The following is a 12,612-nucleotide window of genomic DNA, read 5'->3' as shown; positions in this document are numbered from 1 at the left end:
TGATCCACGGTAAGGGGGATGCGTCGTAGAGTGGAACTTAACAAAAGTTTACAAATGGCTTATTTAACAGCTGAGAAAAAGCAGGAGCTTTTCGGCCAGTACGGCAAGTCTAACACCGACACGGGTTCCCCCGAGAGCCAGATCGCGCTGTTTTCGTACCGTATCAGCCACCTTACGAATCACCTCAAGAGCAACAAGCACGACTTCGGAACCCAGCGCGCCCTGCTGCGCCTGGTCGGCAAGCGCCGCCAGTTGCTGGAGTACCTCAAGGAGGTCGACATCGAGCGTTACCGCGCCATCCTGAAGACGCTGAACCTCCGCAAGTAATCCGTGAGGAAGAAATGAGGGCAATTCCCGCGAGGGGTTGCCTTCATTTTCGTAAAGACGAACAATCGAAACACTATAGGTTAAATTTTTTATGGAAGAACAGAAGCTGTACAATGCAGTCCGCAAGATCATCACGCTGGCCGACGGACGCCAGATCGAGATCGAAACGGGCAAACTGGCCAAACAGGCCGACGGCTCGGTCGTCGTCAAGATGGGCGACACGATGCTGCTCGGAACCGTGGTTGCGGCCAAAGACGCCAAACCCGACACCGACTTCATGCCCCTGCAAGTCGAATACAAAGAGAAATACGCCTCCGTGGGCCGCTACCCGGGCGGTTTCATGAAACGCGAAGCCCGCCCCAACGACAGCGAGATTCTCGTCTCGCGCCTGATCGACCGCGCGCTGCGCCCGCTCTTCCCCGCAGACTACCACGCCGAGGTTTACGTCACGGTGAACCTCATCTCGGCGGACAAGGATATTCAGCCCGACGCGCTGGCCGGACTGGCCGCATCGGCCGCCCTGGCCGTCTCGGACATCCCCTTCGGAGGTCCCATCTCGGAGGTGCGCGTGGTGCGCCGCAACGGCGAGTACGCCATCAACCCCAACTACTCCGACATGCCCGAATGCGACCTGGACATCATGGTCGGCGGTACGATCGACAACATCCTGATGGTCGAGGGTGAGATGAAGGAGGTTTCCGAGGAGGTGATGCTCGGGGCCATCAAGTTCGCTCACGAAGAGATCAAGAAGCACTGCGCCGTGCAGATCGAGCTTTCGAAGGAGCTGGGCAAGGATGTCAAGCGCACCTACTGCCACGAGGTCAACGACGAGGAGCTGCGCCAGACGGTCATCCGCGAACTGTATGACAAGGCATACGCCATCGCCACCAGCGGCACGATGAAGCACGAGCGCGAGGACAAGTTCAACGCGCTGGAGGCCGAGTTCGCCGCCCGCTACACCGAGGAGGAGCTGGCCGAGAAGGGTCCGCTGATCCACAAATACTTCCACGACGACGTGCAGAAGAAGGCCATGCGCAACATGATCCTCGACGAGGGCAAGCGCCTCGACGGCCGCCGCACGGACGAGATCCGTCCCATCTGGTGCGAAGTCGACTACCTGCCCGGAGCACACGGCTCGGCCATCTTCACCCGCGGCGAAACGCAGTCGCTCACCACCGTTACGCTCGGCACGAAGCTCGACGAGAAGGTCAAGGACGAGGTGCTCGTGCAGGGAACCGAACAGTTCGTGCTGCACTACAACTTCCCGCCCTTCTCCACGGGCGAGGCGAAGGCCGCCCGCGGTCTGTCGCGCCGCGAGATCGGCCACGGCCACCTGGCCTGGCGCGCGCTCAAGCCGATGATTCCGCTGGGTGAGGAGAACCCCTACGCCGTTCGCGTGGTGTCGGACATCCTCGAATCGAACGGCTCGTCGTCGATGGCCACGGTCTGCGCCGGCACGCTGGCGCTGATGGACGCCGGCGTGAAGCTCAAAAAGCCCGTATCGGGTATCGCCATGGGTCTGATCTCCGACTCGCAGAGCGGCAAGTGGGCCGTGCTGTCGGACATTCTGGGCGATGAGGACCACCTGGGCGACATGGACTTCAAGGTCACCGGTACGCGCGACGGCATCACCGCCACGCAGATGGACATCAAGGTCGACGGTCTCTCCTACGAGGTGCTCGCCGCCGCTTTGGAGCAGGCGCGTCAGGGCCGCATGCACATCCTGGGCAAACTGACCGAGTGCATCGCCGAGCCGCGTGTCGACTACAAGCCCTGCGTACCGCGCATCGTGCAGATCACCATCCCGCAGGATATGATCGGCGCCGTGATCGGCCCCGGCGGCAAGGTGATCCAGGACATCCAGAAGACCACCAACACCACCATCACCATCACCGAGGAGGACAACAAGGGATTCGTCGACATCTTCGGCATCGACAAGGAGGCGCTGGACGGCGCGCTGGCCCGCATCAAGGCCATCGTGGCGATCCCCGAGGTCGGCGAGACCTACCACGGCAAAATCCGTTCGATCGTGGCGTTCGGCGCGTTCGTCGAGATCATGCCGGGCAAGGACGCCCTGCTGCACATCTCGGAGATCGACTACAAGCGTTTCGAGACGATGGAGGAGACCGGCCTGAAGGAGGGCGACGAGATCGACGTGAAACTCATCGGGGTCGACCCGAAGACCAACAAGCTCAAGCTGTCGCGCAAGGCTCTGCTTCCCAAGCCCGAAGGCTACGTGGAGCGCGAACGCCGCCCGCGTCCCGAGCGCTCGGAGCGCCGCGACCGGGGCGACCGGCACTGATACGTCGCGTCACGGAGCGTAAATTCGTCCCCGGAGCGGCATTGCGCGCGGAAAAAATTTGCTTTTTCGCCGCGAATGTTGCACAATTAGCGAGAATTTACCTATATTTGTGATGTTACGGACGGTCCGTTCGTGCGAATCGCTCCGGACGGTGTGAAACGAACAAGGCAAACAACAAGAAAATAAAACAATTAATTTTACCTGAGTTATGAAAAACTTATTGAAACTGAGCCTCGTGCTCGCAGCCGCCGCGCTGGCGTTCTCGAGCTGCAACTGCTTCAAGAAGATGGCCCAGAACCGGGACGACATCAAACTGACGGTCACCCCCGAAATTCTGACGCTCAACAACGGCGTGGTCGCCGCAGATATCAACGTGAGCTTCCCGGTCGAGTATTTCAATGCCAAGGCGGTTCTCAAGGTAACCCCCGTGATCGTATTCGAGGGCGGCGAAGTGGCCGGCCCGAGCAAGTTCTACCAGGGTTCGAAGGTCGATGAGAACTACACGGTCGTGGACAAGAAGAACGGCGGCCATTTCACGCAGCACGTCGAGTTCCCCTACGATCCCCGCATGGATCAGTGCGCCCTCCAGCTGCGCGCCGAGATCAAGTGCCCGAAGGGCAAGTGCAAGCAGTTCACGCTCGTGAACCTGAACAACGGCATGATCCCCACCAAGGAGCAGGCCGCCGTGCTGGCCGGCAACGACGAGGCAGCCAAGGCCGCCCTTGCCAAGGAGTTCGGTCTGACGGTCGCTTACGGTCTGAACACGCTGCAGAAGGACCTCAAATACGGCGAACTGATGGCCCCGATGGCCAACAACTTCAAGAAGGTGACCACGGTCGTCGACAAGACCGACCTGCTCTACGCGATCAACTCGTCGAAGGTGACCAAGAAGAACGAGAAGGCCGCCAACCTCGACGCTTTCAAGGCCGACGTGGACGAGAAACTGACCAACGACCGCGCCACGCAGAACATCGCCGTGAAGGGCTACGCTTCGCCCGACGGTCCGGAGAAGTTCAACGACAAACTTTCGCAGGCCCGCAGCGAATCGGGTAAGAAGGTGATCGCCAAACTGCTCAAGGATTCGGGTCTGGATGTGGACGCCGCCGCTTACGGCGAGGACTGGGACGGCTTCAAGGAGCTGGTCGAGAAGTCGAACATCAAGGACAAGAACCTCATTCTCCAGGTACTGAGCCTCTACAACTCGTCGGCTCAGCGCGAGAGCGAGATCAAGAACATGTCGTCGGTATTCACCGAGCTGAAGAAGGACATTCTGCCCGAGCTGCGCCGCTCGCAGATCGTCAACAGCACCGACATCCAGGGCAAGACCGACGCCGAGATCATGGCCGCCGTGAAGAACGGTCAGGAGCTGAGCGTGGAGGAGTACCTCTATGCCGCCGAGACGCTGGCTGGTTCGCCCGAGGAGCAGGTAGCGATCCTCGCAGCCGCTTCGAAGAAGTACAACGACGCCCGCGTATGGAACAACCTGGGTGTCGCCCAGACCAAGGCAGGCGACAAGGCCGCTGCGCTGAAGTCGTTCGAGAAGGCCGCCAAGATGGATTCGTCGAAAGACCTGAACCGCAACCTGCTGCTGGCCAACCTGGCAAACGGCAACACGGCCGAGGCTAAGAAGTACGCACAGGCTGCCGATGCAGACGCCAAGGCCGCCATGGCTGCCGCCGAGGGCGACTACAAGGCCGCTGCCAAGAACCTCGACGGCTACAACGAGGCCATCGCACACGTGATGAACAACGACCTCTCCGCTGCCAAGAAGGCGATCGCCAAGGACAACTCGGCCGATGCCGACTACCTGCGCGCCGTAATCGCAGCCAAAGAGGGCGACACGAAGACCGCCGAGGCTCAGCTGAAGAGCGCCGTTTCGAAGAACCCGAAGCTCGCCGACAAGGCTGCCAAGGATATCAACCTGAAGGCTCTGAAGAAATAATTCGTACAGCCTGCCGAAAAAAGCCCGGACCGCTTGAGGTTCGGGCTTTCTTTTTGCAGGAACTCTTCGTCGGGGCAGGCCCCATCTACGGAACGGAACGGTTCCGCAGCCCAGCCCGGTTCTGCATAACCCGGCTCGACTAAACCCGACACGACCCGACACTGCTTAGCCCAGCCCAAACATAACCCAATCCTGCTCAACCCGGCTCAACCTCGCCCGACGCGGCTTATCAAACCCGACACGGCCCAATACTGCCCAACCCGGCTGAAGAATGCCCGACACGGCCCTGCCGCCTGCCCCCCCTCCCGGTCCGGCAGGCGGACAATCCGGTCGAAGCAAGACTTCTCGGAAGTCCCGGCTAAATGTCATTACGGAACCGCCGAACCGCGTGAAGACGGGAAAACGCGACGCAGCCGAAACGGGAGAACCGGGACGAGGAAACCCGCCGGCAGCCTCAGCTCCAGGGAGGCGGCTTGCCCGGAAGCGCATGCAAAATCCGTTCGGAGCATGGAAAGGAGAGATCCGGCCGGCAGCCGGAGTAGGACTGGCAGCAGCCGGGCACTCGGCCCAGCACGGCGATTGTGGTTTCGGAAGCAAACTGAAAACCGGAAAGAGGCGGAAGCGAAATCGAACCCGAACCGAAGTAACCCCGACCGAACGCCTTATTTCCCGGCGGCCGGTGCGCCGAGAACCTCATCGGGACCTTGCGCCGAAACCCCGACCGAACGTCTTATTTCCCGGCAGCCTGCGCGCAGAAAACGCATCGGGACCTTGCGCCGAAACCCCGACCTATGCCTGCTTACCCAGTGGCCAGCGGGCAGCAAACCCGCTTCGGGACCTTGCACCGAAACCCCGATCGAGCAGCTACTAACCCAGCGGCCGGAGCGCAGAACGCAGAAAAACCCCGACCTATGCCTGCTTACCCAGTGGCCAGCGGGCAGCAAACCCGCTTCGGGACCTTGCACCGAAACCCCGACCCGGGTCGTGAATTGCGCCTGACGGCAAAATAATCAGGCGGGAAATGCGCGGACCAAAAATATTTTTCTAATTTTGTACAAAACCGAAATCCGTATGGAATACGTCAATCAACTCAACGCGTACGACTCCGCCTGGACGGCGGAGCAAGTGGACAAAGAGGTCGCCCGGCTCAAGCAGGCCGCTAAGCGCAACCACAATACCGAAGTTTACAAATTCTGCTATTCGGCCATCGACCTGACGACCCTGGCGTGCACCGATTCGGTGACTTCGGTCACGGAGTTCGCCCGCAAAGCAGCGGAGTTTTACCAAAAATATCCGCATATTCCCAACGTGGCTTCGATCTGCGTCTACCCGGCGTTCGTCGAGACCGTCGGACTGGCCGTTGACGGCACGCCGATGCGCATCACCTCGGTCGGCGGCGGCTTCCCCGCTGCGCAGACCTTCCTCGAAGTAAAGGCGCTCGAGGTGGCGATGGCCGTCGAGAACGGTGCGGACGAGGTGGACATCGTGCTCAATGTGGGCCGCATGCTGACGGGCGAGTACGACGAGGCGGCCAACGAGGTGGAGGTGATCCGCACGGAGATGGATGCCGACGTGGTGCTGAAGGTCATCATCGAGTCCGGCGCGCTCAAAACGCCGAAGTTGATCCGCGACGCCTCGCTGCTCTCGATGCTTGCCGGGGCCGATTTCGTGAAGACCTCGACCGGCAAGATCGACGTGGCCGCAACGCCCGAAGCCGCTGTGGTGATGTGTCAGGCGATCCGCGACTACCACGCCAAAACGGGCCGCAAGGTGGGCTTCAAGGCCGCCGGCGGCGTCCGCACGGCCGAAGATGCGGCGCTCTATTACACGATCGTCGAAGAGATTCTGGGCCGCGATTGGCTGACGACCGACCTGTTCCGCATCGGCGCGTCGTCCGCCGCAAACAACATTCTTACGGCGATCGAGGGCAAAGAGGTCAAATATTTCTGATCATCCGCAACGCAACCATGAAAAGGGCGGCTCCCGACGGGGCCGCCCTTGATATTTGCAGTTAGTCTTGCTCGGGTCACAATCCGCAATCTGCCGATACCTTGCAATCCGCTTTGCGGCTCCCTGAGCCGCGCGGGCCGCAGCCTCCGGCGGCGGAGGCCCGCCTTTGGCGTGCTCCGCAGGCTGCTGCCCACTGCGTTGATCACCGGAATGCACGGCGAAGGATAGCAATGAGCCTCACCAAGCTCATAAGAGAGGGGATAGATGTCCAACAGAATGCGGTAAAGAAACAACACCTCCTCTTAGAACCGCCCCCGCTCAGATCGAATCGACCACCTCCACGCGGACCGAGTCGGTGACGGTCACTGTGGTCGAATCGGCGGGGTCGGATTGCTGCGCATCCGGCCAATCCTTGGGGACAGGCCCGGGAATCTCGTCCATCACCTCGTCCCGCTCGACCATCGAACGGAAATTGTCCCGGCGGACAGCTGCCACGACGACGATGATGACCACCGCCACGACCACGATAATACCGATGAGCCTCTTAATCATTTTTCTGCGTATCGTTTAAAATCCCGATGGCACGCACGAGAACGTTGTCCACCGGATAGATGTTGGCATAGAATCCGTTGTCCTCGAGCGCCGTATTGCGGCCGATGTAGGCCCTGAGCTGCGCTTCGATCAGCCGCCGCGAGCGGGCGATGTCGCCGTAGCGCGGGGCCACGCCCTGACGGGCGGCGTAACGGATGAAATCTTCGACCAGCGTACGGTCGCCGTCGAGCAGGGCTTGCAGTTCCGGCAGGGTCTTCACCGCATTGAGCGCCTCCCGATGGCGGTCGGCGTACTCGATCGTGTAGCGGTAGAGGATGTTGCGGCCCGCCACCTCGATGAAATACGGCGTCACGTCGGTCGTATCGGCCGGCACGAAGACGTCGGGCATGATGCCGCCTCCTCCGTAAACCACCTTTCCGCCCGGCGTCACGCGCCGGAGCGAGTCGGCGAAGTGGACGCTGTCGGCCGAGAAAAACTCGTTGTTCTCGTAACGTTTCCACACCTCCTCCTCATAAGAGGCATCGTCGCCGATGGTGTAGGGTTTCTGGATCGAACGGCCCGTGGGCGTGTAGTAACGCGCTGTGGTGAGCCGCAGGGCCGAACCGTCGCTGAACGGAATCTGGCGCTGCACCAGCCCCTTTCCGAACGAACGGCGACCAATAATCGTACCACGGTCGTTGTCCTGCAGCGCTCCGGCCAGAATCTCGCTCGACGAAGCGCTCCCCTGGTCGATCAGCACGGCGACCTCCATGTCCTGCGCCGAACCCGTCCCGTCGGCGTATTCGCGCATCTGCTCGTGGCGGCGGTCCTCCGTGTAGACGATCAGCTGCCCCTCGCGGAGGAACTCGTTGGCGATCAGGATCGCCTGGTCGAGGTAGCCGCCCGAATTTCCCCTTAGGTCGAAGATCAGCTTGGTAACCCCTTCGGCGCGCAGCGACGCGAGCGCCCGCTCCAACTCGTCGTACGACGTGCGTGCGAACTGCCCCAGCTTGATGTAGCCGATTCCGTTGGCGATCCGGAAGGCCGACTCGATGCTCTTGATCGGAATCACGCCGCGCACGACCTCCACGTCCACCAGCTCGGGAATCCCCTGCCGTTCGAGACCCAGCCGCACGGTCGTACCGCGCGGCCCGCGCAGTCGTTTGACGATACTCATTTGCGGAATCTTGCGCCCGGCCACCAGCGAGTCGTCGATCTCGATGATGCGGTCGCCCGCCTTCACCCCCGCCTTATCGCTGGGCCCCTGCGCAATGACGTTCAGCACGATCACCGTGTCGGTGGCCATGTTGAACACCACGCCGATGCCGTCGAACTCACCCTCGAGCGGTTCGTTCAGCTCGGCCATCTCCGCCGCGGGGATGTAGACCGAGTGGGGGTCCAGCTCCTTGACCAGCAGCGGGATTACGTGCTCGGTGAGCGAATCCATCGAAATGGAATCGACATACTGGTTCTCGATGAGCGAAAGGGTCTGCGTGAGCTTGCCCGAAGGCACGCTCATGTGCTGCAACAACCCTCGGAGCTGCGAGGCCGTAGAGTTGCGTCCCAGATACTGGCCCAGCAGCAGGCCCAGCACCACCCCCGCGGCCAGCAGCAGCGGGAAGAGGACGGTGCGTTTCGAATTGCGGTACATTACTTGTTTTTAAACGTATAGGTGATTCCGACGCTCAGCAGCGTCTTGGTCTGCACGTCGAAACTCTGCGAGCGGTTGTAGTAGAGTTCGAAGCTGAGCGTGGTGGAAAGGTATTTGGTCGCCTTGATGTCGAGCGAGTTGGTCCAGCGGACGATCGGGTGGATCGGCAGCCGGGGCTTGTCCTTGATGTCCTTCTCCTTGGTTTGGTTCCACGCGGCATAGGCATCCATATATTTATGGTAGTCGCTGATCTTGTTCTTCTGGCCGATGTCGGTGATCCAGCCGTAGAACGCGTAGATCATCGTGCGGTAGCGCAGAAACTCCGACTTGCCGAACTTGCGGTCGAAGTCGATCTGGATCGACGAACCGCCCTCGTATTTGGAGGTCTTGTCCGGATCCTCGATACCGTAGGAGTAGGCGGGCTTGATCTCCTTTCCGCTCTCGTCGACCTGCCGGCGGCGAATCCAGTCGTTCTCCGCGAAGGTGGCGTTCAGGGCGATCGGCGAGAGGTTGACCACGATCGGGAACTTGGGTTTGGGGCAGGTGTAGGTGAAACCGAGCGACACGTCGAGATAACCCGGGGTCATGAAGCGGCTCTTCAGGTCCTCTCTCTCCTGCTCGGTGCGCGACTTGTAGCCGTTGACGAACTGGCTGCGGAATTTGACGATCACACCGTAAGCCCAGTTCTTCGACATTTTGAATTTGGGGGCGGTCGAGATTTCGAACTCGTCCTGGTTCTTGAACCAGATGCCCCGTTCGTCGTCGTCCGTTTCGACCTTCATCCGGTTGTAACCCAGCTTGGCATTGAACTTGGTTTCGATCGAAAAATCGTTCTTCGTGAAGATGTGCTTGAGGCTGAACACCGCCGTCAGCGCGATGGAGTTGTCACCGCCCGAGACGGCCACCCACGGGTCGTTGTAGGAGGTGAGCGCACCCTGAAGGCCGCCCCCGAACTCGAGGTAGTTGCGCTCCTTGCGGATGGCGGCGCGTTCGGCCCGGTAGCGGGCGAGGTTGAAATACTCGGTCTCCACGGGCATGGATTTGAGCCGGTCGCGGAAATTGACGCTTTCCGCCGGGGCCTTCACCTCGTCGATGGTTATCTGAGCGGCGGCGGGCAGAAAGGCGGCCAGCGCGCACGACAGCAGCAAAGTCCGGTAAAATGGTTTCATAGAGAAGCGGTTAAAGCGGGATTTTGTCGACAAATTTATGAAATTATTTACAAAATCATTAACTTTGGAGACAGTAAACACATTCTGGCAGCCATGAAATATTTCGGAGCACACGTAAGCGCCGCGGGCGGCGTCGGCAACGCACCGCTCAACGCACACAAAATAGGGGCCACAGGTTTCGCCCTGTTCACCAAGAACCAGCGCCAGTGGGCGGCCAAGCCGCTCGCCGAGGCGGATATCGAGGCGTTCCGCCGCAACTGCGACGCATACGGCTACCCGCCGCAAGCCATCCTGCCGCACGACTCCTATCTCATCAACCTCGGCCATCCCGACCGCGAGGCGCTCGAAAAGTCGCGCGCGGCTTTTCTCGACGAGATGCAGCGCTGCGAACAGCTGGGCCTCGACCGGCTGAACTTCCATCCGGGCAGCCACCTCGACCGTCTGACCGAGCAGCAGTGCCTCGACCGCATCGCCGAGTCGATCAACTGGGCGCTCGACCGCACGGAGGGCGTCACGGCCGTCATCGAGAACACCGCCGGGCAGGGTTCGAACCTCGGTTCGCGCTTCGAGCAGCTGGCCTACCTGATCGACCGCGTGGAGGACCGCTCGCGCGTGGGCGTCTGCATCGACACGTGCCACGCCTTCGCCGCCGGGTACGACCTGCATACCGCGGAGGCGTGCGAGGCCACGTTCGCGGAGTTCGAGCGAGTAGTGGGCTTCGCCTACCTGCGCGGCATGCACCTCAACGACGCCATGAAACCGCTGGGCAGCCACATCGACCGCCACGCGCCGCTCGGGGAGGGGATGATCGGCGAGGCGTGCTTCCGCTACATCGCGCGCGACCCGCGTTTCGACGGCATTCCGCTCGTCATGGAGACCCCCGACGAGGAGCGCTGGCCGGAGGAGATCGCCCGGCTGAAAGCCTTCGCCGCCGGAGAGTGATTTTTTCGAATCCATGCAAAATAGCGGGGCGCAACCTCTCGATGGAGGTTGCGCCCCGCTGTTTTCCGCCCTCCGGGAAGGATCAGAGGTCGCCGACGAGCGTGGTCTGATTCGTTCCCGCATTCGTCGCATCAGCGTCCCAGGCTGTCCGGTAAGCGGCCAGGCTCGTCGCCGGGACGTGGAACGGCGTGGGCTTGATTCCCGAGAATGCCGACTGGCCAAGCGTCGGCGGTGTCGTCGCGTGACAGTAAATTCCGTTGGAGGAAATGTCGGGATTGTCGGTCGAGTTGATGAAACCCTGCGTCATGTAAAACGCATATTCTCCGATCTCTTTGACCGTGGCGGGCAGGACTACTTCGCGCAACACCGCGTTTCCGAAAAACGAGTAGGCAGGGACGACGGCAATGTTTTGCGGCAGCGAAACGTACCGCAAATCCAGCCCCACCCGCGTATCGACCGCTTCGCCCCAACGTGTGAAAACGTTCTCGGGCAGCGTTTGGCTCTCATACGTCGTCCGGCTCAGGTCGAAACCCACCGGCTGCACGGCCACCACGCTCGAGGTCGCATACCGGTCGCCATGGATCAGAAAGGTCGCGTACAGCGACTTCAAGTGGGCCGCCGTCAATCCGGGGTTCGTTGCGGCGGCGTTATCCTTGAAATAGAGCATATGCTCCTTCGTTTCGGGATAGGCCAGCGCCAGGGGAGTAACCCCGTCGGTGTCGTATTTCCAGGCGTGCCAGTTGAGGTTGTCCGTCGAATAGTAAAGGGGCGAAGCGGCGTCGGTCTCCTCGAAACGGAGCGCTGGCATGGCCAGAATCCGGCCCCGCGCCGCGGTCTGGCCCACGCCGCCCTTGCGCGTCATCGTCCGACCGTCGGCAAGCGTGACGGTCAGTTGAAAACCCTGGCTGAACGTGGTCGGGAAGACAACCATGTAAAAATCCACTCCTCCGGCGGTCAACGGCACGCTATCGGCCGAAAGGTTGACATAATACTTGTGATAGTTCAGATAATATCCGGTCATGGTCACCAGACTGGTTTGCCCGTCCTCATCCGTCTGAACTTTTCCCATTCCGCTGATATACTCCGCCCCCAACCCTTCGGTCGTGAGATTTATACCCGTCACCCGCTCGGCATCGGTCCCCCGGAGCGTCAGCTTGATTACGGAGGTCATGTATTTGAATACCAGCTTTCCACCGGGTTTCGCCTCCGCACAGGCGATCAGGGACGCGGGATCGAACGAACCGGATCGGAACGTCTGTTCGTAACGCAGCGAAGCACAGAGAAAGTCGGCCGATAAATAATTGCCGCCGTATTGGGCGGCCGGGTAGTAGACCGTATAGGATTCGGCCGCAGGCAGGTCGACGTACCATTTGCCGTCGGCATCCTGTTGGACCGGATAGGTGTCGCCCCGGTTGATCGCCACTTGATCGCCCGTCTCCCAGGCGATCTTGTAGCCGTCGGAGAAATAGGCACGCGAGGAGGGATCGGCAGCCCGTTCCGTCGTCTCGTCGCTCAGGTAAAACCGTTCGGTCCTCGTCGGTTCCTGCGGAGCGGGCAGCTCCTCCGCGTCGTTCTGCGTGCAGGCGGAACCCGCGAGGCACACGCCCGCCAGGCTCCAGATCAAAAATCGTTTCATTTTCATTTTCGCTGATTATTCCCAGGTTCCCTGATCTTCTCCCGCCTCTTCGAAATCGCTTCCGAGCGTCGAATCGGCGAATCCCCGCTCGACGAGCAGGTCGATACACTCCAACGTGGGAGTTTCGTAACTAAATCTCTTCATTATTCTTGTGATTGATAT

The 12,612-nt window shown here is 60.7% G+C and carries 10 protein-coding genes; 5 read left to right on the top strand and 5 right to left on the bottom strand.

The window, feature by feature from the left end; genetic code table 11:
* The first annotated feature begins 54 nt into the window (after positions 1-54).
* From rpsO to deoC, 4 genes are all read left to right on the top strand, one after another.
* The gene (rpsO, locus tag ACMO9O_RS04540; protein WP_418982465.1) at positions 55-327 is read left to right on the top strand and encodes a 30S ribosomal protein S15; all 273 of its coding nucleotides are present in this window, start codon (positions 55-57) and stop codon (positions 325-327) included.
* Between the two features lie 91 nt (positions 328-418).
* A complete protein-coding gene (gene pnp, locus ACMO9O_RS04535) occupies positions 419-2,629 on the top strand; it encodes a polyribonucleotide nucleotidyltransferase (protein WP_418982464.1) in 2,211 nt (736 codons plus the stop codon).
* Between the two features lie 220 nt (positions 2,630-2,849).
* Positions 2,850-4,571, top strand: coding sequence for a hypothetical protein (locus ACMO9O_RS04530; protein WP_418982560.1), 1,722 nt, complete (start codon positions 2,850-2,852; stop codon positions 4,569-4,571).
* Between the two features lie 1,071 nt (positions 4,572-5,642).
* Entirely contained in the window at positions 5,643-6,521 is an 879-nt protein-coding gene (gene deoC / locus ACMO9O_RS04525) for a deoxyribose-phosphate aldolase (RefSeq protein ID WP_418982463.1), read from the top strand.
* A gap of 318 nt (positions 6,522-6,839) precedes the next feature.
* On the opposite strand, the gene ACMO9O_RS04520 is transcribed toward deoC, so the two are convergent.
* From ACMO9O_RS04520 to ACMO9O_RS04510, 3 genes are read right to left on the bottom strand one after another with little or no spacing between them, the layout of a single operon-like run.
* On the bottom strand, positions 6,840-7,073 hold the full coding sequence (locus ACMO9O_RS04520; protein ID WP_418982462.1) for a hypothetical protein: 234 nt from the start codon (positions 7,071-7,073) through the stop codon (positions 6,840-6,842).
* On the bottom strand, positions 7,066-8,703 hold the full coding sequence (locus tag ACMO9O_RS04515) for a S41 family peptidase (RefSeq protein ID WP_418982461.1): 1,638 nt from the start codon (positions 8,701-8,703) through the stop codon (positions 7,066-7,068). Before ACMO9O_RS04515 ends, ACMO9O_RS04520 begins: the two co-directional genes overlap by 8 nt.
* The gene (locus ACMO9O_RS04510; RefSeq protein ID WP_418982460.1) at positions 8,703-9,872 is read right to left on the bottom strand and encodes a DUF3078 domain-containing protein; all 1,170 of its coding nucleotides are present in this window, start codon (positions 9,870-9,872) and stop codon (positions 8,703-8,705) included. Before ACMO9O_RS04510 ends, ACMO9O_RS04515 begins: the two co-directional genes overlap by 1 nt.
* Positions 9,873-9,965: 93 nt before the next feature.
* Between ACMO9O_RS04510 and nfo the strand changes: the two genes are divergently transcribed.
* Positions 9,966-10,814 carry a deoxyribonuclease IV gene (gene nfo / locus ACMO9O_RS04505; RefSeq protein WP_418982458.1) on the top strand — a complete coding sequence of 283 codons (849 nt, stop codon included), beginning with the start codon at positions 9,966-9,968 and terminating at the stop codon, positions 10,812-10,814.
* An 82-nt stretch (positions 10,815-10,896) separates the two neighbouring features.
* Here nfo and ACMO9O_RS04500 read toward each other — a convergent pair whose 3' ends face one another.
* Positions 10,897-12,450, bottom strand: a complete 1,554-nt coding sequence (locus tag ACMO9O_RS04500; RefSeq protein WP_418982456.1) for a hypothetical protein — start codon at positions 12,448-12,450, stop codon at positions 10,897-10,899.
* Positions 12,451-12,465: 15 nt separating this feature from the next.
* Positions 12,466-12,594, bottom strand: a complete 129-nt coding sequence (locus tag ACMO9O_RS04495) for a hypothetical protein (protein WP_418982455.1) — start codon at positions 12,592-12,594, stop codon at positions 12,466-12,468.
* Positions 12,595-12,612: the final 18 nt, after the last annotated feature.

It is taken from the genome of Alistipes sp. (assembly GCF_048465635.1).
Classification (GTDB): domain Bacteria; phylum Bacteroidota; class Bacteroidia; order Bacteroidales; family Rikenellaceae; genus Alistipes.
Note: the sequence above shows the minus strand (reverse complement) of the source record. Positions and strands in the feature narration are given on the sequence as shown.